This is a genomic window from Streptomyces sp. CB09001 (assembly GCF_003369795.1).
Classification (GTDB): Bacteria; Actinomycetota; Actinomycetes; order Streptomycetales; family Streptomycetaceae; genus Streptomyces.
Window position 1 is genome coordinate 6,759,322 of the sequence record NZ_CP026730.1, and the last position, 24,059, is coordinate 6,783,380.

A 24,059-nucleotide genomic window follows, 5' to 3' on the forward strand; every position below is an offset into this window, starting at 1 on the left:
GGACACCGATGTCTCACCTCCGCGCCCCGGCCGCGCGAGCAGACCGCCGCGAGGGCGGGCGGCACGGCCGGCCGGCCCCACGTACCACCGCCGCGCTGCCCGAGACCCACATACGGCCCCAACTCCTGAGGCTCGCCGTCCTGCCACCGGTCGCGGTCGCCCTCAGCGCCTGCGCGGTCGTCCTGTTCACCGTCCGGTCCACCGGCACCCGGCCCGGCCCGGTGCTGTGGGGCGTACTCGCGGGTGCGGTCTCGGTGACCGTCGCGGCCGTCGTCATCGCGGCCGTCGCCGCCGACCGTGCCGCGAGGTCCGTGCACGACCGGGTGGGAGCGCTGCGCCGCAGCACCGCGCGCCAGGAGGGCGACCTGCGCGCCGTCGTGGAGGCGTTGCGCCGGGGCGAGTCGCCGACCCCGCGCACACCCCGCGGCGGACCGCCGGACGACGCGGACGAGTTCGAACTGCTCGCCGCCGACCTCTCCCGCGCCCACGACGGCGCCGTCACCGCGGTGGTCCGCGCCGCCCAGCTCTCCAGCCAGGCGGGCAGCGAACAGAAGCTGGAGGTCTTCGTCAACCTCGCGCGCCGCCTGCAGTCCCTGGTGCACCGGGAGATCTCCATCCTGGACGAGCTGGAGAACGAGATCGAGGACCCCGACCTGCTCAAGGGCCTCTTCCACGTCGACCACCTGGCCACCCGCATCCGGCGCCACGCCGAGAACCTCGCCGTGCTCGGCGGTGCCGTCTCCCGCCGTCAGTGGAGCAACCCGGTCGACATGACCGAGGTGCTGCGCTCGGCCATCGCCGAGGTCGAGCAGTACTCCCGGGTCCGGCTGGTCCCACCGATCAACGGCACCCTGCGCGGCCACGCGGTCGCCGACGTCATCCATCTGCTGGCCGAACTCGTCGAGAACGCCACCCTGTTCTCCGCCCCGCAGACCCAGGTGCTGATGCGCGCCAACCTCGTCACCTCGGGCCTCGCCGTCGAGGTCGAGGACCGCGGACTGGGCATGCCGGTCGGCGAGCAGGACCGGATGAACGCCCTGCTCGCCGACCCCGACCAGGTCAACGTGGCCCGCCTGCTCGCGGACGGGCGCATCGGACTGTTCGTCGTCTCCCAGCTCGCCAAGCGGCACGGGATCACCGTGCGGCTGCAGACCAACATCTACGGCGGTGTCCAGGCCGTCCTGGTCGTGCCGCAGGCCCTGCTCGGTCCGGAGCCGGACGCGCTCCCCAGGGGTGCCGCCCACCCGGCCCAGGTCACCGGTGCCCGACCGGTGACCGTGGTGCCGCCCCGGCAGCAGCCGCGGGCCGTGTCGCCCGCGCTGCCGCAGGTTCGGGACGTGTCCGCCACCGCGCACGTACCGTCCCCGGACGTACCGGCCTATGACGCCCCGGCCTTCGACGCCCCGGCCTTCGACGCCCCGGCCTTCGACACGCCGGCCTTCGACACACCCGCTCCGGCCGCACCGTCGCCGGTCGTCCCGGCTCCCGCCCCGCCCCCGCCCGCTCCCGTTACCGCTTCCGAGGCGCCCGGCCCGGTCGAGGCCCGCAGGGCCGACGGCGAACCCGTGCCGCTGCCCGTGCGCGGCACGCACCGGAACCGGCCCACCCCGGCCGCCGCCGTGCCCGGTGTGCGGCCCGAGGACCGGGGCGTCCTCGCCGAACACGCGGCCACCCCGCCCGTCCCGCGGCACAGCGTGGTGCGCGGCACCATGGGGAAACCCCAACTGCCGCGCCGCCGTGCCCAGGAGCACATCGCGCCCCAGTTGCGCGGTGGCCCCGCACCCCGCCAGGAAACCGAGCAGTACACGGGGCACGACCCGGGCCTGATGGCCGCCTTCCAGCGCGGCGTCGGCCTCGCCGAGGCCCAGCAGCACAGCGAATCCGCGCCCCTGACACCGGCCCACGGCGATACGGGTGCGACACCCGAATGACCCTCCGCACGACCCCCCCCACCCGGACGACCACCCCCATGACCACCCTCACCCCCACGACCAGCGCTCCCGCAGACCTTCGTACCCCAAGGAGTCGATCCACCATGGCGAGCGATGCGCCGACCGGCCAAGTGTCCGACCTCGACTGGCTGATGAGCGGCCTCGTCCAGCGTGTGCCGCACACCAGCAGCGCGGTGCTCCTGTCCGCCGACGGACTGGTGAAGTCCGTCCACGGACTCGACGCCGACAGCGCCGACCACATGGCGGCCCTGGCCTCCGGCCTGTACTCCCTCGGCCGCAGCGCCGGTGTCCGCTTCGGCGACGGCGGGGACGTGCGGCAGGTCGTCGTCGAACTCGACTCGACCCTGCTCTTCGTCACCACCGCGGGCTCCGGCACCTGCCTCGCCGTGCTGGCCGGCCGCGAAGCCGACGCGGCGGTCCTCGGCTACGAGATGGCGATGCTCGTCAAGAGCGTCCGCCCCTACCTGGCCACCGCGCCCCGGCAGCACGCCGTCGAACCCCCGGCGATGAGGCCTTGACGGTGGCCGCGGTTGGCGACGGGCCCTGGCTCGACGACGCCGCCGGACGGCTGGTGCGCCCCTTCACCGTCAGCAACGGCCGTACCCGGCCCACCGTCGCGCTCGACCTGATGTCCCAGGTCATGGCCACCGGGGCGACCCCCCTCGGCTACCTCGGACCCGAGCACACCCAGGCACTCGACCTGTGCCGGGGGCCCCTCCCGGTCGCCGAACTCGCCGCCCACCTGCGGCTTCCGGTGGCGGTCACCAAGGTGCTGCTCTCGGACCTCGTCGACTGCGGCGCGCTGACCACCAAACCCCCCGCCGCGTTCCACCACCACCCCACGGACCGGGCCCTTCTGGAGGCAGTGCTCGATGGACTACGACGACAGCTCTGACTACGCGCACGGCGAAGGCGCCGACCCGTTCCCCACCGCCCTGAAGATCCTCGTGGCGGGCGGATTCGGCGTCGGCAAGACGACCTTCGTCGGCGCGGTCAGCGAGATCGCGCCGCTGAGCACGGAGGAACTGCTCACCACGGTCAGCGCCGCGACCGACAACCTCGACGGAATCGAGAACAAACTCGAAACGACCGTGGCCATGGACTTCGGCCGCCTCACCCTCGACCCGGAACACGTCCTGTACCTGTTCGGGACACCCGGCCAGGAACGCTTCTGGTTCATGTGGGACGAGCTGTGCGAGGGCGCGCTCGGGGCGGTGATCATCGCCGACACCCGCCGCCTGGAGGAGTCCTTCGCCGCTGTCGACTTCTTCGAGGAACGGGGACTGGGCTTCGTCGTCGCGATCAACCAGTTCGACGGCGGTTACCGCTACGACCCCGAGGAGGTGCGCGCGGCCATGGACCTGCACCCCGAGATCCCGATCGTGCGCTGCGACGCCCGGATCTCCAGCTCCGGCGTACAGACGCTGCTCACCCTCGTACGCCACCTCATCGACCACACCCCGGCCCCGGCATCGGGCTTCGGCGCCGGAGTCCGCCCATGAGCTACGACCCACCGCGCCCGGCCGGACGTCTGCTGCTCACCCCCGAGGACCGGGAGGCCCCCACCCGGGTACGGCGGCTGCGCCGGCTCGGCCTGGCGGAACGCGCCGACCCGGCCCTCGACGCCTTCGCCGCCCGCCTCGCCGGCCTCGCCGAGGCGCCGTACGCGATGGTCAACTTCCTGGTCGAGGGCGGGCAGTTCTTCGCCGGACTGCGGGTGCCGGAGGTCCCGCCGGTGACGCGGGGCGACGGGACCAGCCCCGAGTTCGGCCGGGTCCAGCCCCGCGACCACGGCTTCTGCCCCCACGTGGTGGTCCGCCGCAAGGCGCTGGTCCTGGAGGACGTGCGCGACTACCCGCGCTTCGCGGGCAACCCCGTCGTCGACGCGTTCGGCATCCGCTCCTACCTGGGCGCCCCGCTCATCGACAGCACCGGGACGGTGCTGGGCACCGTGTCCGCCGCCGACGTACAGCCCCGGACCTGGGGGACCGCGGGCCTGGCCACGATCAAGTCGACGGCGGCCGACCTCGTACGGCGCATCGAGCGCAGCGCGGAGGACGGGCTCCCGCTGTGAGCGGCGGCGCTCCCTCGCCGGGCGTACGCGGACCCTCGCCGGGCGCGTGAAGGAAAGCTGCGGCCGGGCTTAAGAAAGGCTCGATGGACGGGGGCGGTCCCGTACGGCAGATTGCTGTGCGATTCCCCTCCCCTTCCCGGACGCGGGCCGCCTCGGCATGCCCACCGCCGGGACCTCACCCCCGTCAGGAGCCGTAGCGTTGAAGGCGCTGGTCAAGGAGAAGGCGGAGCCCGGCCTGTGGCTCGCGGACATCCCGGAGCCCACCATCGGGTCCGGTGACGTACTCATCAAGGTGCTGCGCACCGGCATCTGCGGCACCGACCTGCACATCCGGGCCTGGGACGGCTGGGCGCAGCAGGCCATCCGCACCCCGCTCGTCGTCGGTCACGAGTTCGTCGGCGAGGTCGTCGAGACCGGGCGCGACGTCACCGACATCAAGGCCGGCGACCGCGTCAGCGGCGAGGGCCACCTGGTCTGCGGCAAGTGCCGCAACTGCCTGGCCGGCCGGCGCCACCTGTGCCGCGCCACCGTCGGCCTCGGCGTCGGCCGGGACGGGGCGTTCGCCGAGTACGTGGCCCTGCCCGCGTCCAACGTCTGGGTGCACCGGGTCCCCGTCGACCTCGACGTGGCCGCGATCTTCGACCCGTTCGGCAACGCCGTGCACACCGCGCTGTCCTTCCCGCTGGTCGGCGAGGACGTCCTCATCACCGGCGCCGGACCGATCGGGCTGATGGCCGCCGCCGTGGCCCGGCATGCCGGTGCCCGCAACGTCGTCATCACGGACGTGAGCGAGGAGCGGCTGGAACTGGCCCGCAAGGTCGGCGTCAGCCTCGCCCTGAACGTCTCGGACGCCACCATCGCCGACGGACAGCGCGCGCTGGGCCTGCGCGAGGGCTTCGACATCGGGCTGGAGATGTCCGGCCGCCCCGAGGCCATGCGCGACATGATCGCCAACATGACGCACGGCGGCCGGATCGCCATGCTCGGCCTGCCCGCCGAGGAGTTCCCGGTCGACTGGGCCCGCGTCGTCACCTCCATGATCACCGTCAAGGGCATCTACGGCCGCGAGATGTTCGAGACCTGGTACGCCATGTCCGTGCTGCTCGAAGGCGGCCTCGACCTCGCCCCGGTGATCACCGGCCGGTACTCCCACCGCGACTTCGAGGCCGCGTTCGCCGACGCCGCGAGCGGCCGCGGCGGCAAGGTCATCCTCGACTGGACCGCGTAAGCCAACCCCGCAACTCCCGTATCTCCAGGAGCTTCTGAGATGTTCGACTCCGTGCGCGACGACCTGCGCGCCACCCTCGACGAGATCCGCGCCGCCGGCCTGCACAAGCCCGAGCGCGTCATCGGCACCCCGCAGTCCGCGACCGTCAACGTCACCGCGGGCGGCCGCCCCGGCGAGGTCCTCAACTTCTGCGCCAACAACTACCTCGGCCTCGCCGACCACCCCGAGGTCGTCGCCGCCGCCCACGAGGCGCTGGACCGCTGGGGCTACGGCATGGCGTCCGTGCGCTTCATCTGCGGCACCCAGGAGGTGCACAAGGAACTGGAGGCCCGGCTCTCCGCGTTCCTCGGCCAGGAGGACACGATCCTCTACTCCTCCTGCTTCGACGCCAACGGCGGCGTCTTCGAAACCCTCCTCGGCCCCGAGGACGCGGTGATCTCCGACGCCCTCAACCACGCCTCGATCATCGACGGCATCCGGCTGTCCAAGGCCAGGCGGCTGCGCTACGCCAACCGCGACATGGCCGACCTGGAGGCACAGCTCAAGGCCGCGGGCGAGGCCCGCCGCAAGCTCATCGTCACCGACGGCGTCTTCTCCATGGACGGCTACGTCGCCCCGCTCGACGAGATCTGCGACCTCGCCGACCGCTACGACGCCATGGTCATGGTCGACGACTCGCACGCCGTCGGCTTCGTCGGCCCCGGCGGCCGCGGCACCCCCGAACTGCACGGCGTCATGGACCGCGTCGACATCATCACGGGCACCCTCGGCAAGGCACTGGGCGGCGCCTCCGGCGGCTACGTCGCCGCCCGCGCCGAGATCGTCGCCCTGCTGCGCCAGCGCTCGCGTCCCTACCTCTTCTCCAACACCCTCGCCCCGGTGATCGCCGCCGCCTCCCTCAAGGTGCTCGACCTGCTGGAGTCCGCCGACGACCTGCGCGTACGGCTCGCCGAGAACACCGCCCTGTTCCGCCGCAGGATGACCGAGGAGGGCTTCGGCATCCTCCCCGGCGACCACCCCATCGCGCCCGTCATGATCGGCGACGCGACGCAGGCGGGCCGCATGGCGGAGCTGCTCCTGGAGCGCGGCGTGTACGTGATCGGCTTCTCCTACCCGGTCGTCCCGCAGGACAAGGCCCGCATCCGCGTCCAGCTGTCCGCCGCCCACTCCACGGACGACGTGCACCGCGCGGTGGACGCCTTCGTCGCGGCCCGGGCGCAGCTCGACGCCTGAACCCCCGGTGACCTGAGAGAATCGATCCCATGATCGAGGCGCGGCGGCTGCACATCCTGCGAGCGGTGGCGGACCACCGCACCGTGACAGCGGCGGCCGCCGCGCTGTACCTCACCCCGTCGGCGGTCTCCCAGCAGCTCGCCGCGCTGGAGCAGGAGACCGGGCACCGCCTGGTCGAGCGCGGCGCCAAGGGCGTACGGCTCACCCCGGCCGGAGAGATCCTGCTCAGCCACACCAACGCCGTCCTCGCCCAGCTGGAGCGGGCGGAGGCCGAGCTGGCCGCCTACGGCTCGGGCGAGGCCGGCACGGTCACGGTCGCCTCCTTCGCGACCGGCATCGCCCTCGTCGTCGCGCCCGCCCTGGCGCGCCTCGCCGCCTCGGCGCCCGGCATCCGCATCCGCGTCCAGGACGCCGAGGGCGACGCCAGCCTGCCGATGGTCCTCGACCGGCAGGTCGACGTCGCGGTCGCCGTCGAGTACCGCGGGGCGCCGCCCGCCGACGACCCGCGCCTGACCCACGTCTTCCTGTACGCCGAGCCCTTCGACGCGGTCGTGCCGGTCGCCCACCGCCTCGCCGGTGCCGACGAGGTGCCGCTCGCGGAGCTGGCCAAGGACACCTGGATCGGCCCCTACCCGGGCAACCCGTGCCACGACGTGGTCGTGCTGGCCTGCGAGAGCGCCGGGTTCCAGCCCCGCCTCGAACACTCCTCGGACGACTTCCGCGCCGTGGTGTCCCTCGCCGCGGCCGACGCCGGGGTGGCGCTCGTCCCGCGCTCGGCGCTGCTCGGCACCGACCTGACCGGGGTGGTCGTCCGCCCGGTCGACGGGGTGGCGCCCACCCGCCGCGTCTTCGCGGCCGTACGGCGGGGAGCGGAGGAACACCCGCTGATCCGCCCGGTCCTCGACGCACTCGGCGACGCGGCCCGGGCGTGAGCCTTCCGTAACACGGGCGTCTCACGAACGGGATAGCGTCCCGGATATGAGACATGACGACGTCGTCGCGGATCCGGTGGACGCCCGGCTCGCCGCCCGGCTGGCCGAACTGCGGGCCGAACGCGGCTGGTCGCTGGGGGAGCTGGCGGAGCGCAGCGGGGTGAGCCGGTCCACGCTGTCCCGGGCCGAGCGGGCCGAGACCAGCCCCACCGCCGCCGTACTGAACCGCCTGTGCGCGGTCTACGGACGGACCATGTCCCGGCTGCTCAGCGAGGTCGAGGCGGAACCCGCGCTGCTGGTGCGGGCCGCCGAGCAACCCGTGTGGGAGGACCGCGCCGCCGGGTTCGTGCGCCGCTCGGTGTCACCGCCGCACGCGGGACTGCGCGGCGAACTCGTCGACGGACGGCTCGCGGCGGGCGCCGACATCGCCTACGACCGGCCGCCGGTGCCCGGCCTGGAGCAGCACGTCTGGCTCCTGGAGGGGGCCCTGAAGGTCACGGCGCAGGACGTGGAGCACCACCTCGCCGCCGGTGACTGCCTGCGGATGCGCGTGTGGGGGCCGACGCGGTTCCGGTGCCCCGGACCCGAGCGTGCCCGCTACGCGCTGGCGGTGGTGCTGCCGTGAACGTGGAGCCTGTCGACGAGCACGAGGTGACGGCGCTGCTGGACGGCTTGGCCGCACTGCTCACCGACACCGTCGCGGGCGGCGCCTCCGTCGGCTTCCTCGCCCCGCTCGGTCACGCGGAGGCCGCGGACTGGTGGCGGAGGCGGGCCGCCGCGGTCGCCGACGGTCGGCTCGCCGTCTGGGTGGCACGGGACGGGCACCGGGTGACCGGGACCGTGAGCCTCGCCCTGCCGGACAAGCCCAACAGCCGCCACCGCGCGGAGCTGGTCAAGCTCATGGTGTCCCGCGCGGTCCGTGGCCGGGGACTGGGCCGCCGACTGCTGGCCACCGCCGAGGAGGCGGCCGCGGCGGCCGGAATCACCCTCCTCCACCTGGACACCGAGACCGGCAGCCCGGCCGAGCACCTGTACCGGACCGCCGGGTGGACCCGGGCCGGCGCGATCCCCGACTACGCGGCGGACCCGCACGGGGAACTGCGGCCGACGACGCTCTACTTCAAGCAGGTCGGCGTGCGGCTGGGCGCACCCGCCGGCACCGGGTGATTGTCAGTGGCGGCGGATACCGTGCCTGTCATGCCGGACGCAGAAGACGTACGCCGTATCGCCCTGTCCCTGCCGGACACGACGGAGAAGACCGCCTGGAGCATGCCCACCTTCCGGGTCGCGGGCAAGATGTTCGCGACGCTGCCCGAGGACGAGACCTCCCTCGCGGTGCGCTGCCCGAAGGAGGAGCGCGACGAACTGGTGCTGGCCGAGCCGGAGAAGTTCTGGATCGCCGGACACGAGGCCCAGTTCGCGTGGGTGCGGGCCCGGCTCGCCGCCCTGGAGGGCGAGGACGAGCTGCGCGACATCCTCGCCGACTCCTGGCGCCAGGCGGCCCCGACACGGCTGCTGGAGGCCCACCCCCGGCTGGGGCTGCCCGCCGGGAGCTGAAAACCCCTCGGGCGTTGTCAGTGCCCCGTGGCATGATCCGGAGACGTGCGTGACAGCCGGGACCGGAGGGGGGTCCCGGCTGTCGGACGTACGGTGCCACGGGAGGGCAGGGCGGGCGCTGGGGGAGCGCAAGGGGAGGGGAGAGCACGGCATGGCCGGTACGTCATCGCGGCCGACGGCGGGGCGAGCCGTCTGGTCGCGGGACTTCGCGCTGTTCTTCGCCGCCCGGGCCGTGGCCCGCCTCGGCGACACCATGCTGCCCGTCGCGCTCGCCGCCGGACTGCTCCAGCATGGATACGGAGCGGGCGCGGTGGGCCTCGCCATGGCCGCGACGGCCGCCGCCTTCGCCGGTCTCGTCGTCTTCGGCGGAGTCCTCGCCGACCGCTTCAGCACCCGCAAGCTGATGATCGGCGCCGACCTGGTGCGGCTCGGCACCCAGGCCCTGGCCGCCGCGCTCTTCTTCTCCGGGCACGTGGTGCTCTGGCAGATCTGCGCCATCGGCTTCGCCAACGGCGTCGCGGGCGCCGTCTTCCAGCCCGGCGTCGCCAGCACCGTGCCCCGGCTCGCCTCCGACGTCCAGGGGGCCAACGGCGCGATACGCGTCGCCGAGTCCGCCGCCCAGCTCGCCGGCCCCGCGGTGGCCGGTCTCCTGGTCGGCTTCGCCTCACCCGGCGGGGTCTTCGCCGCCCACGCCACCACGTACGCGATCAGCGCGCTGTGCCTGCTGCTGCTCCGGCTGCCCCCGCTCGCGCCGGGGAGCCGAGCGGTGTCCGGCCGCGGCAGCAAGGCCTTCCGCGCCGACCTGGTCCAGGGGTGGCGGGAATTCCGGTCGCGCCGGTGGCTGTGGAGCGTCATAGCCGTCTGGTGCGTCTACATGATCGCCGTCTGGGGCCCGACCGTGCCGCTGGTCGCCACCGAGGTGGTGCAGGAGCACGGACCGCGCGCCTACGGGCTGGTCAACTCCGCCCTGGGCGCGGGGACCGTCGTGGGCGGCCTCCTCGCCCTGCGGCTGCGGCCCGTGCGCATGCTCCGGGCCGGCGCGATCGCCCTCGTCGGCTTCGCCGCCTTCCCCGCGGGCGTCGGCGCGGGGCTCGGCGTCCCCGCCATGGCGGCCGGCGCCGCCGTCGCCGGGGCCGGCGTGTCCTTCTGGGGCGTCATGTGGGCGACCAGCGTGCAGACTCAGGTCCCGCCCGACGTCCTCAACCGCATCCACGCCTACGACGTGGCGGGCTCCCTCGCGATGATGCCGGTCGGCCAGGCACTCGCGGGTCCGGCCGCCGCCGCGCTCGGCGCCGACCACGTACTGCTCGTCGCGGGTGCGACCAGCTTCGCCGTGTGCGCCGCCCTGCTCCTGATACCGGCGGTGCGCGGACTGGTGCGGGTGGACGCGGCCGCGGCGGGACCGGGCGGGACCGCGGCCGGGGCGGCCGAGCCCTCCCGCACACAGAAGTGCTGACGCCACCGGACCGCGCCCAGGAAAAGCGGTGCGCGACCACCAGTCCGAGTGCGGTATGGTTTTCCTGCACGTTCGGCCGGGGGAAACCCCAGGTCAGGCGGGCAGCGGGACGTGGCGCAGCTTGGTAGCGCACTTGACTGGGGGTCAAGGGGTCGCAGGTTCAAATCCTGTCGTCCCGACTGGAGACAGTCGTTGATCGAGGGGCGGTTTCGGAGAGATCCGAAACCGCCCCTCGATTGTTCTCCCTGCGGCGTGCCTGGGCGCGCGGGTGAGATGCCCGATATATCACTGTCGGGTGTCCGCGCTCATCCTCTGCCACTTCGCGCTCGCGCCGTTCGCCGCGCCGCTGGTGCGACGGTGGGGAACCCGCGCCTTCCTCCTGCTGGCCCTGCCGCCCGCCGCGGCGACCGCCTGGGCCGCCACCCGGTGGAGCACGACGGCCGCGGGCGGCGCGGACACCGCCGTATGGCGCTGGCTGCCCACCTACCAGGTGGACTGGGCGCTGAGACTGGACGCCCTCGCCGAACTCATGGTGCTGCTCGCCGCGGGCGTGGGCACCCTCGTCCTGGTCTACTGCGCCTCCTACTTCGACGACCGCTCGCGGCAGCTCGGCAGGTTCGCCGGAAACCTCCTCGCCTTCGCCGGGGCCATGCTCGGCCTGGTGCTCGCCGACGACCTCGTCCTGCTCTACATCTTCTGGGAACTGACGACCGTCTTCTCCTACCTGCTGATCGGCCAGACCAGCGACCACAAGCGGAACCGGCGCAGCGCCCTGCAGGCCCTCACGGTCACCGCGCTCGGCGGACTGACCATGCTCGTCGGCTTCCTGCTCCTGGGGCACGAGGCGGGCACCTACCGCATCTCGGCGATCCTGGCCGACCCGCCGTCCCCGTCGGCCGCGCTGTCCACGGCGATCGTGCTGATCCTCGTCGGCGCCCTGTCCAAGTCCGCGATCTGGCCGTTCAGTCTCTGGCTGCCCAACGCCATGGCCGCCCCCACGCCCGTCAGCGCCTACCTGCACGCCGCCGCGATGGTCAAGGCCGGCGTCTACCTCGTCGCCCGGCTCGCCCCGGCCTTCGCCGAGGTCACGCCCTGGCGCCCGCTCCTGCTCGTCCTCGGCTCGGTGACGATGCTGCTCGGCGGCTGGCGGGCGCTCCGGCTGCACGACCTGAAACTCGTCCTCGCCTACGGCACCGTCAGCCAGCTCGGCTTCCTCACCGTCCTCACCGGCGCGGGCCGTCACGACACCGGCCTCGCCGCCACCGCCATGATCCTCGGGCACGCCCTGTTCAAGGCGCCGCTCTTCCTGGTCACCGGCATCGTCGACCACGCCACCGGCACCCGCGACCTGCGCAGGCTCTCCGGACTCGGCCGCCGGCTGCCCGCCGTGTGCGCCGTCGCCGTGCTCGCCGGAGCGTCCATGGCCGCGGTGCCGCCCCTGCTCGGCTTCAGTGCCAAGGAGGCAGCCTTCCTGGCACTCCTGGACGGGAGCACCGGCGACCGCTGGGCGCTCGCCGCGGCCGTCGTCGGTTCCGCCCTGACCACCGCCTACACGCTGCGCTACCTGTGGGGCGCCTTCGCCCGCAAGCCCGGCCTCCCCGACACCGCCGCGCACCCCGTCCCGGCGGCCTTCCTCGCGCCGCCCGCCGTGCTCGCCCTCGCCTGCCTCGTCCTCGGCCCCGGAGTGTCCTGGCTCCAGGAACTGCTGGGCACCTACGCCGGGCAGTTCCCCGCGCCCGCCCACCCGTACCACCTGGCGCTGTGGCACGGAGCGGGCCTCGCCCTCGGCCTGTCCGGCGCGTCCTGGGCCGGAGGCGTCCTGCTGTTCCTCGCCGCGAGCCCCGTCGCGCGCGTCGGTCAGCGGCTCGCCTGGCGCTCCGCGGACCTCGTCTTCGGGCGGATGCTGCTCGCCCTGGAGCGCACCGCCCTGCAGTGCACCGGCTTCGTGCAGCGCGGCTCGCTGTCGGTGTACCTCGTCACGACCATGAGCGTCGTCCTCGCCGGACAGATCGCCGTGCTCGCCGCGGACGAACCCTGGACCGACGTGCCCGCCCCGCGCCTGTGGGACCACCCCGCCCAGGCCGCCGTCGCCCTGCTGACCTGCGCCGCGGCCCTGCTGTGCCTGGGTGTGCGGCGCCGGATGAAGGCCGTCGTGTTCGCCGGCCTCACCGGTTACGGCACCGCGCTGCTCTTCGTCGCTCAGGGCGCGCCCGACCTCGCCCTCACCCAGTTCTGCGTGGAGACCGTCTCGATGATCGTCTTCGTGCTGGTGCTGCGCCGGATGCCGGTGCGTTTCGAGGAGAACTTCAGCCGGTGGCGGCGCCTGCTGCGGATGCCCGTGGCCCTCGCGGGCGGCGCCGCGGTCGCCGTCGTCGTCTGGATCATGGCGGGGCACCGCCGCGCCGCCAGCGCGGGAGCGGCGATGGTCGAGGAGACCGCGCACCACGGGCTCAAGGACGTCGTCGCGACGATCCTCGTCGACCTGCGGGCCTGGGACACCATGGGGGAGTCCGCGGTGCTGGCCGCCGCCGCGATCGGCGTCACCAGCCTCATCTACCTGCACCGCCGCGCCGACGGCGCCGAACAGCCCGTACTGCCGCTGCCCGGGGACCATCCGCACGCCGGACTGCGCACCGCCTGGCGGGCGAGCCGGTACGAATCGGCGGGACTGCCCAGCGGCGACGAGGGCGCACCCGAGCGGACCTGGCTCGCCGCCAGCGCCACCCTCGCCCCAGAGCGCCGCTCCCTCGTCCTGGAGGTGGTCGCCCGCCTCATCTTCCACCCCGTCCTCGTCCTCTCCGTCTACCTGCTGCTGTGCGCGGAGAACCTGCCGGGCGGCGGCTTCGTCGCCGGCCTGACCGCGGGCGTCGCCTTCATCGCCCGCTACCTCGCCGGCGGCCGTCACGAACTCGCCGACGCCGTGCCCTTCAAACCGGGCGTGTTCACCGGCCTCGGCCTGTTCCTGTCCACCGGGGTCGCGCTCGGCGGCCTCGGCGAGGGCACCGTGCTGCACGGCTGGACCTGGCACGGCCACCTGCCCGTGTGGGGGGACGCCCACCTGTCCACCGCCGTCCTCTTCGACTGCGGGGTCTACCTGCTCGTGCTCGGCGTCGTCCTGGACATCGTGCGGGCCCTCGGCGCCCGGATCGACCGCCAGATCGAGCGGGCCGCGCCGCGCCCGGAGGCGGGCCGCGCATGACCGTGAGCCTGTCCCTGCTGGTGGCCGCCGCCGTCCTCAACGCCGTCGGCGCCACCCTGCTGCTGACCCGGTCCCTGACCCGGATCCTGCTCGGCGCCGTCGTCCTCGGCAACGGCGTCAACCTGCTGGTCCTGGCCGCCACCGGCAGCGCGGGCGAGGCGCCCCTGCTCTACCCGCACATCATCCGCAACCGCGTCACCGACCCGCTGCCCCAGGCCATCGCCCTGACCGCCATCGTCATCACCCTCGCCACCACCGCCTTCCTGCTCGCCATGGCCTACCGCAGCCACCAGGTCACCGGCTCCGACGAGATCAGCGACGACACCGAGGACCGGCTGGTCGCCCTGCGCGCCGAGTTCCTCGACCGGCGCGGCGAACTCCGCGACCGCTACCGCGAGGCCCGCGCCGAGGACGGCGGCGCCGACGCCGAGCAGCGCGCCCGCTACCGCGCCGCCCGCCGACGGCTGCGCCGGCGGGTCCGGGAGGAACGCGCCTACCAGGCCCGTGCCAACGACGTCTCCGGGAATCTCTGGAACGACATCCTCGGCGCCGACCCCGAGGACTACCGGGAAGGCCGGGAGCTGGGCTCCACCGACGCGGCCGGCCGCCCCGGACCGGCCCCGGCCCGCGTCGCCGGGCCCTCCAACGACCCCGAGGAGACCGGCCGCGAACCCGACTCGCTCCCCGGCGAGGACTCCTGCCACGCGCCGCCCGACCAGCCCGACGACCCCGAGGGCGCCGGCACGGAAGGAACCAGTTGAATCCTCTCCCAACTGGCGCAGGGAGATTCCTGGCTCACGCTGCCTGCCGGGTCAGCGACCAGGCAGGTCTTCCACGATCAGCACCAGCCGGGTTGAAACCAGCCCGGTTCGGAACCACGAACTTGGAGGTGCATGTGCTGTCTTGGTTCTCGATCAGCACGGTGTACGCGCTTGGTTCTCGCGACGCACGGCTCGCAGCTTGCCCGGTCCCGGGGCCGGAGATCCGCCCTGCGGGCAGAACGCCGATTCCGCCCGGGACCGAAGGCCGGGGCTTCCTGGGAAGTTTCCGGTGAACGCGCTCGTCCCGCTCCCCGTCCTGCTGCCCCTGTGCGTCACGGGCCTGAAGCTGGCCATCGGGCCCCGGCTGCACCGGTTCCAGCGCTTCATCAGCATCGCCGTGCTCGGCGCGGTCCTGGTGCTCTCCGTGGTGCTCATGGTCGCCGCCGACCGCCACGGCCCGCTCACGGTGCACCTCGGCGACTTCGCACCGCCGGTCGGCATCACCCTCGTCGCCGACCGGCTGGCGGGCCTGATGCTCACCGTCTCCAGCGCCGTCACCCTGCTCGTCCTCGTCTACTCGCTGGGCCAGGGCATGGCCGACCGCGACGACCAGGCGCCGGTAGGTGTCTTCCACCCCGCCTACCTCATCCTGGTGGCGGGCGTCTCCTGCACCTTCCTCGCCGGAGACCTCGTCAACCTCTACGTCGGCTTCGAGATCATGCTCGTCGCCAGCTTCGTCCTGCTCACCATCGGCGGCACCGCGACCCGCATCCGGGCCGGTTCGACGTACGTGATCATCTCGCTGTTCTCCTCCGTGCTCTTCCTGGTCGCCATCGCCATGGCCTACGCGGTCGCCGGCACCGTGAACCTCGCCCAACTCGCCCAGCGGCTCCAGGAGGTGCCGCTCGGTGTGCGCACCCTGCTGGAGGCGATGCTGCTGACGGTCTTCGCCATCAAGGCGGCGGTGTTCCCGCTCGCGGCCTGGCTGCCCGACTCCTACCCCACCGCCCCCGCACCCGTCACCGCGGTCTTCGCCGGTCTGCTGACCAAGGTCGGCGTGTACTCGATGCTGCGCACCCAGACCCTGCTCTTCCCCGGCCACCGCCTGGGCGACCTGCTGATGCTCGCCGCGCTCGCCTCCATGGTCGTCGGCATCCTCGGCGCCGTCGCCCAGACCGACCTGAAGCGGGTGCTGTCCTTCACGCTCATCAGCCACATCGGCTACATGGTCTTCGGCATCGCGCTCGCGGGCGGGGGCGGGATCAGCGGCGCGATCGTGTACGTGGCCCACCACATCACCGTGCAGACCACCCTGTTCCTCGTCGCCGGACTCATCGAGCGGCGCGACGGCACCACGGAACTCACCCGCCTCGGCGGCCTCGCGAAGACGGCGCCGCTGCTCGCCGTGCTGTTCTTCGTGCCCGCCATGAACCTCGCGGGCATTCCGCCGCTGTCCGGGTTCATCGGCAAGCTCGGCCTGATGCGCGCGGGCGTCGCCGACGGCGGCGGCTGGGCCTGGGCACTCGTCGCCGGGTCCGCCGCCACCAGCCTGCTCACCCTCTATGTCATGGCGAAGGTCTGGAACCTCGCGTTCTGGCGCGACGCGCCACCCGGGGCCGAGGAGGAGGGCGTCGTGCTGGAGTCGGCCGACGACACGGCCGACGACACGGGCGACGACGAGGAGGACAGGCCGACCGGGTCCGGGAGCGGGCTGCCGGTGCCCGCGGGTGCCGTGGTCGCCGCGGGCTTCCTCGGACAGTCCATCACCACCACCAAACGGCTGCCCTGGCCGATGCCGGTGGCCACCGGCGCCGCCGTGCTGCTCGGCCTGTCGTACACCGTGTTCGGCGGCCCCCTGACCACCTTCACCCAGGCCGCCGCCACCGAACTCCTCGCCCGTACCCCCTATGTCGAGGCGGTGCTCGGCCGGTGAGCAACCTCTTCCGCGACCGTTCCCCCTACAGCTGGTCCTTCCGCGTGGGCCGCGGGCGACGCGTGCTCGACCTGCCGCTCGTCGGCTGGCTCACCGTCATCTGGATCCTGCTGTGGGGCACCCCGTCCTGGGCCAACCTCGTCAACGGCGTCCTCGTCGCGGTCTGCCTGTGCCTGGCCTTCCCGCTGCCCGCCGTGGACATCGGCCTCAGGCTGCGCCCCCTGGGCGTCCTGCGCCTGGCGGCCTACCTGCTGTTCGACATGTTCTCCTCCAGCGTCGAGGTCACCCGGCAGATCTTCGCCAAGGGTCCCTACCACGCCGCGGTCGTGGCCGTCCCGCTGCGGGTGCGCAGCGACCTCATGCTCACGGCCACCGCCGTCGCCGTCTCCAACGTCCCCGGCGGCTCCGTCATCGAGGTGCGCCGGTCGACGGCCACCCTGTTCCTGCACGTCCTCGACGCGGGCAACCCCGGCGAGATCGAGGGCGCCCAGCGGCAGGTGTGGCGCATGGAGGAACTCGTCGCCCGCGCCTTCGGCACCGCCGAGGACATCGCGGACGCCGCCCGTCCCGTACCGGAAGGAGAGCCCCCGTCGTGACCACCCTGCACGCCGTCGAAGACGCCATGCTCGTCGCCGCGCTCGCGATGATCCTCGTCGCCGGCGTACTGCTGCTGTACCGGATCTGGTACGGCCCCTCGATGCTGGACCGCGCCGTGGCCCTGGACGTGGCCGCGGCGCTCATCATCGCCGGCATCGGCGTCAAGGCCGCCCACGACCGCGACTCCTTCTACTTCCCCGTGATGCTGGTGCTCGCCTTCCTCGGATTCACCGGCTCGGTGGGCATCGCCCGCTTCATCGCCGTACGCGACCGGCCCGCGGTGCGCCCGGACGGCCGGCAGGACCACCGGTGAACGCCTGGGCCGAGGCCGCCGACCTGGCCGGGACCGTCCTGCTGCTCCTCGGCTGCCTGCAGTGCCTCCTGGGTGTGATCGGGATGGTCCGCTTCCCCGACGTGCTCTCCCGCAGTCACGCCGCCACCAAACCGCAGACCCTCGGGATGCTCCTCGTCCTCACCGGGGTGGCGCTGAGGCTGCGCCACGGCACCGACGTGGGCACCCTCGCGCTCATCGCCTTCTTCCAGTTCCTCACCAGCCCCGTCGCCTCCCACCTGGTGGCCCGCTCCGCCTACCGCACCGGGCAGACGGGGTCCCGGGGCCTGCTCCGGGACGACCTGGACCCGCAGCTGAGCGACGGGGACCCGCGCGAGGAGTAGCCCCGGGGAGCGGTCAGTCCACGCAGCCCACGTGCGCCAGCGCCTGCTTCAGCAGCACCCCGTGCCCGCCCGGCATCTCGCTCCGCACCGCCTCCGACAGGGCCTCGCGCGGATCGAACCAGACCAGGTCCAGCGCGTCCTGGCGCGGCCGGCAGTCACCGGTCACCGGCACGACGTAGGCGAGCGAGACCGCGTGCTGCCGGGGGTCGTGGTACGGCGTGACACCGTGCGTCGGGAAGTACTCGGCCACCGTGAACGGCTGGAGCGAGGACGGTACCCGGGGCAGCGCCACCGGGCCGAGGTCCTTCTCCAGATGACGCAGCAGGGCGTCCCGGACCCGCTCGTGGTGCAGCACCCGCCCGGAGACCAGCGTCCGGCTGACCGTCCCGTCGGGCCCGATGCGCAGGAGCAGGCCGACGCTGGTCACTTCGCCGCTGTCGTCCACCCGCACGGGCACGGCCTCGACGTACAGGATCGGCATGCGGGCGCGCGCCATTTCGAGTTCGTCGCTCGTCAGCCAGCCCGGCGTGGTTTCGGTCATGTCAGACATCGCTTGATCATACTTTCAGCCGTTGGTGCTTCCCGGGCGGCGCTCCGGGACTGTGACCCGTCCCACGCCGCTCAGCCGTCGTCCGCCGGACCCCCGGGCAGCCGGTAGACCCGCCGGGCATTGTCCCGTCCCGCCCAGCGGGCCAGGCGCAACGCGTCCGGGAGGGACAACTCGTCGGCGTCCAGCCGCTCCTGCAGCAGACCGGCCAGTCCCTGCCGGAAGGCCAGCGCCCCGAGGTGGTGGAACTCGGCCAGTCCATAGGCGTCGGAGCTGTGGAGCAGCTTGCGGAACGGGGTGATCTCCAGTGCCTCCGCGAGGACCGCGCCCGCCCGCGCGGGGCCGACGTGGTGCAGGGTGAGCCCCACGTCCAGGTACACCCGCTCGAAGACCGCGGAGAGATAGGCCGCCTGGCGCTGGTAGGGCCAGCAGTGCAGCAGCAGGACCGGGATGGTGCCGGCGGTCAGGTGCAGCCAGTCGGTCAGCAGGGCGGGGTCCACCCGGTGCAGGCGGATGTCGCTGTCGCCGAACCCGGTGTGCAGTTGCAGCGGCCGGCCGAGGTCCACGGCGGTCCACAGCAGGTGCCGCACGAGCACCGGGTCGTCGAGCCGGCCGCCGCCGCGCGCGAGCCAGCGCCGGGCGGCCTCGGTGACCTCGCCGGGCGAGGGGCGGGCCGGGTCCAGGTCGAACCCGGTGCGGTAGGCCGCCACCGACTTGACCGCCACCACGCCCGGCCGCCGGACCGCCTCCCACGCGGCCGAGCGGAACGCGCGCGCGTACCCGTCCGGTTCGACACCGCCCGCCGCCACGGCCTCCGCGACGCCCTCCAGCCGGACCACTTCGTACGCCCTCGCGTCCGCCGCCTCGGCCAGCCCGGCCGGACTCGTCACCGGGTGCGGGGCGTACCCCGTGTCCACACAGAACGCGCCGGTGCGCGCGGCCCGCAGGAAACGCCGGTTGACCTCGGCGGCGCCCAGTTCCGACCGCCGGGCCAGGTACGCGTCGGCGGGTGAGTGGCGCGGCAGACCGAGCACGGGCGCGCAGTGGCGGCGCACGGCGAGGCCGACCGGGCTGTCGAAGGGGGAGACGCCGGGCCACGCCTCGCCCTCCGTGAGCAGGGACTCGAAACCCGCGCGGTCCAGGTCGTCCGTGACGGCGCCGTGGCAGTGGTGGTCCACCAGCTCCAGCGCGGCCAGCCGCTCGTGCACGGGTCCGGCGGCCATCTCAGTACTTCCAGCGGTAGGCCGCCGCCACACCGTCGTCGTCCAGCCCCTCGACCGACCGGGCCTCGCCCAGCCGTACGGCGATCACCGCGTCGGCCAGCACCGGACCCAGCGCCTCGCGCAGTACGCCGTCGGTACGGAAGGCGGCCACCGACTCCGTGAGCGTGACCGGCAGCCGCCGCACGCCCCGGGCAGCGGCCTCGGCGGCTTCGAGCCGGGCCGGGTCGCCGGTGATCTCCTCGGGCAGCGGGGCGGACGCGGTGAGCCCGTCCAGTCCGGCGGCGATCACCGAGGCGAGGGCGAGGTAGGGGTTGGCGGCGAGGTCGACCGGCTTCACCTCCAGGTTGGCCGCGCGGTGGCGGATCCCGGCGGTGCCGGTGACGATCCGCAGCGCGGCCTCGCGGGTCTCCCGGCCCCAGGCGGTGAACACCCCGGCCCACTGCGAGGGCCGCAGCCGCAGTCGGCTGGCCGGGCTCGGCGCGGTCAGCGCCGTGAGCGCCGGGAGGTGGTCGAGCACCCCGGCCACGAAGGACTCCGCCTCGGCGGTCATGCCGTACCGGCCGGTCCCGCCCGCGTGCAGGTTCCTCCCGTCGCGCCAGGCGGAGAGGTGGAGGTGCCCGCCGTTGCCGACGCCCTGTCCGAGGACCGCCGGGGCGAAGGAGACCCGCAGCCCGTGCCGCCGGGACACCGCACGGATCGTCTGCCGCACCAGCACGCTGTGGTCGGCCGCCGCCACCGGGTCGAGCGCACCCACCGAGACCTCGAACTGCCCCGCCGCGTACTCGGGATGGAACTGCTCCACGTCCACGCCCTGCGCCGCCAGCGCCGCCAGCAGGTCGGCGGCGCAGTCGCTCAGCTCGACCTGCCGGGCCGCGCCGTACGCCGGTCCGGACACCGCCGGGACGAACGCGCCGCCGTCCGTGTCGTCCCGGCCCACGACCCACTCGATCTCGACCGCGGCCCTGAACGTGATGCCGTGCCGCTCGGCGGAGCCGGCCGTGGTGCGGCGCAGGACGGTGCGCCCGCACGCCGGATGCGGGTCGCCCTCCTGCGTGATGCGGTCCACCGGCGCCCATGCCCAGCCGGGCTGCGCCGCGAGCACGGTCAGCCGGTCGAGGTCGGGATAGAGGCGCAGGTCGCCGTCGGGGGAGCCGAGGACGTCCGTGCCGACGATCGAGTCGTCGGCCAGGAAGGTGTCGAACACCGGCGACATGCCCACGCCCCAGGCAGCGGCCGTGGCGAGCCTGGCGGTGGGCACGGTCTTCACCCGCGCGATCCCGGCGGTGTCGACGTACGCCAGCACCACGCCGTGCACGCCCCGTCCGGTCAGCTCCCCGCTCAGTGCGGTGGCCCGCTCGACCTCGCCGGGGCGCCCGCCGGGCACGGGGTCGCTCTCGCTCACGTGTCGGCTCCTTCGCGCGTGCGCCGTCCGTCGCGCACCATTGTGCCGTCCGGTGATCACCCTGTCCGGGTTTCGCCGGATGTGCGCTCGACGCGGCGAAGGCCGGCCGGGATCAGTCCATGGGGGTCGGCTGTGGGGAGGGGGTCCCGCCGTCCAGGACGGTCCGCAGACGCTCGGTGCCCTGCCGCACCGCCTGTTCGACCGAGTCGGTCTGCCCGCCCTCCAGGCCGCCGCCCATGACGGTGACGGCGGAGGTGTCGACGCGCACCGTGGCGATGTCCAGGGTGAGCGTGACGGGGCCGCCGTCGGCGTCCCCCCGGACGCTCACCCGCAGCCCGGTACGGGCGTCGCCCACGTCGGGCACCGACGTCTCGGTCACCTGGACCGTGCGCTTGGCGCCCCCGGAGCCGGTGGCGGTGAACTCGTCACAGGTGTCCGGCAGGGTCCCCAGCCACTTCATCCGGGCGTCCAGACCCGCGCGGTCGTACCCGGCGACCTGCTCCAGCAGGCGGGAGTCGCCCTGCTCGAAGCCGGTGAGCGCCGACGGTCCCGACGGGTCGCCCAGCAGGCCGTCGTCGTAGAGGGCGTCCAACAGCGCCTGGCAGTCCGTCGCGTTGGACTTCGCGGTGAGGAAGTCGGCCACGTCGACCTGGCCGACGAGCAGCCGGTCGCGCCACTTGTCCGCGTCCTGGACCTGGTTCCAGTCGCCCTCCAGGTCGGCCTCGGTGAGCAGGGCGGCCTTGGCACCGGCCTCGGTGAGGGCGGCGGGGGAGGCACTGGGGGAGCCGGTGGGGGTCCGCTTCGCGGCGTCGGGCGGGGCGACCCCGGCCTGTTCGGCGGCGGTGTCCGAGGCGCTCTGCGACCCGCCGTCGTCCGAGCAGGCCGCGGTGGTCAGCAGCGCGCCCGCCGCCAGGGCGGAGGCCAGGAGACGGACGGGGTGGGACGGACGACGGCTCATCGCGGGATGCCTCCTGGGACGGGAAACGGTGTCCTCAGCGCATCACCGGGGCCGGGGGCGCACCAGTGCACGGGCCTGTTCGGGTGACCGGTGCCGCCGGGCGGCGGGAGCGGGCCGGACCGCCGGGCCCGGCGCCCTCAGCCGACGCGGTCGAGGGTGTCCTCGGCCACCTCCTTGTCCACCGCCGCGCGCACCAGGGCGGCGGCGAGGACGGCCGGTTCCGTCTTCCCCGCCAGGGCGAGGAGGCGGTCCTGGTCTCCGGGCAGACCGAGTCGCTCCGCGCCCCGGAGGGCCTTGCGGTCCAGACGGGGACCCGCCTCCGGCCAGACCAGCTGGGCCTCCCGCAGGAAGATGTCCGCACCGGTCGGCCCCACCCCGGGGAACTCCTGGAGCAGCCGCCGCACCTCGAAGACGTCGCCGCCCGCCTCGTCGCGGAGCCGGCGCAGGTCGCCGCCCCACCGCTCGGTCAGCAGTTCGGCGGCCTCGCCGAGCTGCGTGGCGGTGCGCTCGTCGTAGCGCCGGTAGCCGCCCCGCCCGAGCGCGTCCACCCGCTCCTGCCAGGTCGCCTCGGCCATGCGGCGCGGGTCGCGCAGTCCCGCCCCGCTCAGGGCACGGGCGGTGGCGACCGCGATGGAAGCGCTGATCCGGGCGCTGAGCAGGTGCGCGAGGACCAGCAGCCGGTACAGCGGCTGCGGGGTGTCCTTCAGCCGGATGCCCGCCTCTTCGGCGTACGTCTGTCCGTGCGCGTCGACGAGTTCGCGCACGGTCCGCCGTTGGTCGCGGCCCACGGCTACGGCTTCAGCGGGTCGTGACCGACCGTCATGAGCCGGTGCCGCAGGCGGGTGTCCTCGGCGGTGGGCTCGTTCTCCAGGTCGGTCTGCGAGGTCACGGTGTCCACGACCTCGCGCATGGCGCCCAGGTCGTCCTCGGTCAGGTCGGTGCGCCGCTTCTGCAGGATCGCGAGGACGTGCCGTCCCAGCGGCGGCCCGGCGTCGTCCGGCAGCGGCTCGGTCAGCTCGCCGGAGTCGCGCACCCGGAGCCAGTCCGCGAGTTCCGCGGAGGTCATGTTCACCACGCGGTGGAAGTCCTCCCACAGCGCGTCGAGTTCGACGGCGTCGGCCATGAGGTGTCCCTCATTTCGTCGTGCGTACGTGCGTGTTGCGTGCTCAGCCGGAGCAGTGCGTCGCGCTCCGCCTCGTCGGTGCCGCCCCACACACCCGACGTCTGCCCCGACTCCAGCGCGAACGTCAGGCACTCGGGGGTCACCGGGCATCTGGCGCAGACGCGCTTGGCGGCCGCCGTGTCCCGCAGGGCGGGTCCGGCGGTGCCCACCGGGAAGAACAGATCGGGGTCCTCATCCACGCAGGCGGCGCGGCGCAACCACTCCATGCGGGCGCGGGTGCCCAGGGGGAGCGGGGGACAAACGCCCCGTGCACCCCCGGGACCGGACGCCGGACGCCCCGGCGCCCCGCCGCCTCAGCGGGCGAGAACACCGTCCAGGAAGCGCGTGACGTCCGCGAAGACCTCCGCCCGGTTCGTCTCGTTGAAGACCTCGTGCCGGGCGCCCGGGTAGATCCGCTCGGTCAGGTCGCCGCCGCTCAGCGCTTCCACGCCGACGCGACTGCCGGGCAGCGGCACCAGCCGGTCGTCGTCCCCGTGCACCCACAGCAGCGGCAGCCGGCCCACGTCGCCGCCCTTGGCCACGGTCTCCAGCGTCCGCACGAACGCCTGAAGCGTCGGCCGCTTCATCGGCCCGTGCCAGACCAGCGGGTCGGTCGCGTACGCCGCTCCCACCGCCGGGTCCCGGGAGAGCGAGGCCGGGCTGATCGGGGTGTCGGGGATCTCCTCCAGGGCGAGCAGCCGGCGCGGCAGCTCCCAGTCGCCGATGACGGGTCCCGACAGCACCAGCGCCGTCAGCTCGCCCTGGTGGCGCTGGGCGTAGCGGGCGGCGATCAGGCCGCCCATGGAGTGGCCGACCATGACGAGGGGCAGGCCGGGGTGGGCGGCGCGGGCGAGGTCCGCCACGGCGCGCACGTCGGTGACCACGTCCTCGAAGTCCTCGACGACCACCCGCTCGCCGTCCGAGCGCCCGTGCCCGGTGTGGTCCGGCGCGTAGACCGCAGCGCCGTGGCCGGTCAGGACGCCGGCCACCTCCTCGTAGCGCCCGGCGTGCTCGCCGTATCCGTGGACCAGCAGCGCAACGTAGCGGGGACGCCCGGCGGGCCACTCGCGGACGGCGATCCGCCCCCGCGTTCCGGTCAGCGTGTGCTCGCGGGCCTCGGCCATGGCTCCTCCGGCTGCGTCGGTGACGGTCCTCCGGAGGATCTTCCCA

General features: G+C 73.9%; 26 protein-coding genes and 1 tRNA gene. 19 read left to right on the plus strand and 8 right to left on the minus strand.

The features are described from left to right. Positions 1–8: 8 nt before the first annotated feature. The 19 genes from C4J65_RS31145 to mnhG all read left to right on the plus strand — a co-directional run bounded on the left by C4J65_RS31145 (position 9) and on the right by mnhG (position 17,597). Entirely contained in the window at positions 9–1,931 is a 1,923-nt protein-coding gene (locus tag C4J65_RS31145; protein WP_115745420.1) for an ATP-binding protein, read from the plus strand. A 104-nt stretch (positions 1,932–2,035) separates the two neighbouring features. Continuing rightward, positions 2,036–2,470: a roadblock/LC7 domain-containing protein gene (locus C4J65_RS31150; protein ID WP_115745421.1), complete on the plus strand. Its 435-nt coding sequence runs from the start codon at positions 2,036–2,038 to the stop codon at positions 2,468–2,470. Positions 2,471–2,472: 2 nt separating this feature from the next. Beyond that, positions 2,473–2,847, plus strand: coding sequence for a DUF742 domain-containing protein (locus C4J65_RS31155; RefSeq protein ID WP_115745422.1), 375 nt, complete (start codon positions 2,473–2,475; stop codon positions 2,845–2,847). Then, positions 2,825–3,454, plus strand: a complete 630-nt coding sequence (locus tag C4J65_RS31160; protein ID WP_115745423.1) for an ATP/GTP-binding protein — start codon at positions 2,825–2,827, stop codon at positions 3,452–3,454. The genes C4J65_RS31155 and C4J65_RS31160 overlap by 23 nt, the downstream gene beginning before the upstream one ends. Next, complete coding sequence (locus C4J65_RS31165; protein ID WP_115745424.1) at positions 3,451–4,026, plus strand: GAF domain-containing protein; 576 nt, start codon at positions 3,451–3,453, stop codon at positions 4,024–4,026. The genes C4J65_RS31160 and C4J65_RS31165 overlap by 4 nt, the downstream gene beginning before the upstream one ends. A gap of 199 nt (positions 4,027–4,225) precedes the next feature. After that, the gene (gene tdh, locus C4J65_RS31170; protein WP_115745425.1) at positions 4,226–5,254 is read left to right on the plus strand and encodes an L-threonine 3-dehydrogenase; all 1,029 of its coding nucleotides are present in this window, start codon (positions 4,226–4,228) and stop codon (positions 5,252–5,254) included. A 39-nt stretch (positions 5,255–5,293) separates the two neighbouring features. After that, positions 5,294–6,487 carry a glycine C-acetyltransferase gene (locus C4J65_RS31175; protein WP_115745426.1) on the plus strand — a complete coding sequence of 398 codons (1,194 nt, stop codon included), beginning with the start codon at positions 5,294–5,296 and terminating at the stop codon, positions 6,485–6,487. 29 nt (positions 6,488–6,516) lie between these two features. Beyond that, the gene (locus tag C4J65_RS31180; protein WP_115745427.1) at positions 6,517–7,419 is read left to right on the plus strand and encodes a LysR family transcriptional regulator; all 903 of its coding nucleotides are present in this window, start codon (positions 6,517–6,519) and stop codon (positions 7,417–7,419) included. Between the two features lie 46 nt (positions 7,420–7,465). Beyond that, positions 7,466–8,044: an XRE family transcriptional regulator gene (locus C4J65_RS31185; protein WP_115745428.1), complete on the plus strand. Its 579-nt coding sequence runs from the start codon at positions 7,466–7,468 to the stop codon at positions 8,042–8,044. Next, positions 8,041–8,586 carry a GNAT family N-acetyltransferase gene (locus C4J65_RS31190; protein WP_115745429.1) on the plus strand — a complete coding sequence of 182 codons (546 nt, stop codon included), beginning with the start codon at positions 8,041–8,043 and terminating at the stop codon, positions 8,584–8,586. The genes C4J65_RS31185 and C4J65_RS31190 overlap by 4 nt, the downstream gene beginning before the upstream one ends. 30 nt (positions 8,587–8,616) lie before the next feature. Then, a complete protein-coding gene (locus tag C4J65_RS31195; RefSeq protein ID WP_162833436.1) occupies positions 8,617–8,976 on the plus strand; it encodes an MmcQ/YjbR family DNA-binding protein in 360 nt (119 codons plus the stop codon). Between the two features lie 151 nt (positions 8,977–9,127). After that, a complete protein-coding gene (locus C4J65_RS31200; protein WP_115745431.1) occupies positions 9,128–10,432 on the plus strand; it encodes an MFS transporter in 1,305 nt (434 codons plus the stop codon). A gap of 105 nt (positions 10,433–10,537) precedes the next feature. Then, positions 10,538–10,611 (plus strand) — tRNA-Pro (locus C4J65_RS31205). 116 nt (positions 10,612–10,727) lie between these two features. After that, positions 10,728–13,631 carry a Na+/H+ antiporter subunit A gene (locus tag C4J65_RS31210; protein WP_115745432.1) on the plus strand — a complete coding sequence of 968 codons (2,904 nt, stop codon included), beginning with the start codon at positions 10,728–10,730 and terminating at the stop codon, positions 13,629–13,631. Next, entirely contained in the window at positions 13,628–14,392 is a 765-nt protein-coding gene (locus C4J65_RS31215) for a Na(+)/H(+) antiporter subunit C (protein ID WP_115745433.1), read from the plus strand. Before C4J65_RS31210 ends, C4J65_RS31215 begins: the two co-directional genes overlap by 4 nt. 289 nt (positions 14,393–14,681) lie before the next feature. After that, complete coding sequence (locus C4J65_RS31220; protein WP_115745434.1) at positions 14,682–16,325, plus strand: Na+/H+ antiporter subunit D; 1,644 nt, start codon at positions 14,682–14,684, stop codon at positions 16,323–16,325. After that, complete coding sequence (locus tag C4J65_RS31225) at positions 16,322–16,921, plus strand: Na+/H+ antiporter subunit E (RefSeq protein ID WP_115745435.1); 600 nt, start codon at positions 16,322–16,324, stop codon at positions 16,919–16,921. The genes C4J65_RS31220 and C4J65_RS31225 overlap by 4 nt, the downstream gene beginning before the upstream one ends. Continuing rightward, on the plus strand, positions 16,918–17,235 hold the full coding sequence (locus C4J65_RS31230) for a monovalent cation/H+ antiporter complex subunit F (RefSeq protein WP_115745436.1): 318 nt from the start codon (positions 16,918–16,920) through the stop codon (positions 17,233–17,235). The genes C4J65_RS31225 and C4J65_RS31230 overlap by 4 nt, the downstream gene beginning before the upstream one ends. After that, positions 17,232–17,597 carry a monovalent cation/H(+) antiporter subunit G gene (gene mnhG / locus C4J65_RS31235; protein ID WP_115745437.1) on the plus strand — a complete coding sequence of 122 codons (366 nt, stop codon included), beginning with the start codon at positions 17,232–17,234 and terminating at the stop codon, positions 17,595–17,597. The genes C4J65_RS31230 and mnhG overlap by 4 nt, the downstream gene beginning before the upstream one ends. 13 nt (positions 17,598–17,610) lie before the next feature. On the opposite strand, the gene C4J65_RS31240 is transcribed toward mnhG, so the two are convergent. The 8 genes from C4J65_RS31240 to C4J65_RS31275 form a co-directional block, all read right to left on the minus strand. Beyond that, positions 17,611–18,138, minus strand: coding sequence for an NUDIX hydrolase family protein (locus tag C4J65_RS31240; protein ID WP_059297121.1), 528 nt, complete (start codon positions 18,136–18,138; stop codon positions 17,611–17,613). A gap of 80 nt (positions 18,139–18,218) precedes the next feature. Continuing rightward, entirely contained in the window at positions 18,219–19,367 is a 1,149-nt protein-coding gene (locus tag C4J65_RS31245; protein ID WP_115745438.1) for an amidohydrolase family protein, read from the minus strand. Position 19,368: 1 nt separating this feature from the next. Beyond that, positions 19,369–20,769 carry a gamma-glutamylpolyamine synthetase GlnA3 gene (glnA3, locus tag C4J65_RS31250; RefSeq protein WP_115745439.1) on the minus strand — a complete coding sequence of 467 codons (1,401 nt, stop codon included), beginning with the start codon at positions 20,767–20,769 and terminating at the stop codon, positions 19,369–19,371. A 112-nt stretch (positions 20,770–20,881) separates the two neighbouring features. Beyond that, on the minus strand, positions 20,882–21,727 hold the full coding sequence (locus C4J65_RS31255; RefSeq protein WP_115745440.1) for a hypothetical protein: 846 nt from the start codon (positions 21,725–21,727) through the stop codon (positions 20,882–20,884). A gap of 137 nt (positions 21,728–21,864) precedes the next feature. Continuing rightward, the gene (locus tag C4J65_RS31260) at positions 21,865–22,515 is read right to left on the minus strand and encodes an endonuclease (protein ID WP_115745441.1); all 651 of its coding nucleotides are present in this window, start codon (positions 22,513–22,515) and stop codon (positions 21,865–21,867) included. Between the two features lie 2 nt (positions 22,516–22,517). Then, positions 22,518–22,850: a DUF3140 domain-containing protein gene (locus tag C4J65_RS31265; RefSeq protein WP_115745442.1), complete on the minus strand. Its 333-nt coding sequence runs from the start codon at positions 22,848–22,850 to the stop codon at positions 22,518–22,520. Beyond that, positions 22,796–23,116: a WhiB family transcriptional regulator gene (locus tag C4J65_RS31270; protein WP_115745443.1), complete on the minus strand. Its 321-nt coding sequence runs from the start codon at positions 23,114–23,116 to the stop codon at positions 22,796–22,798. The genes C4J65_RS31265 and C4J65_RS31270 overlap by 55 nt, the downstream gene beginning before the upstream one ends. 87 nt (positions 23,117–23,203) lie before the next feature. Then, a complete protein-coding gene (locus C4J65_RS31275) occupies positions 23,204–24,013 on the minus strand; it encodes an alpha/beta hydrolase (RefSeq protein ID WP_115745444.1) in 810 nt (269 codons plus the stop codon). Between the last annotated feature and the right edge of the window lie 46 nt (positions 24,014–24,059).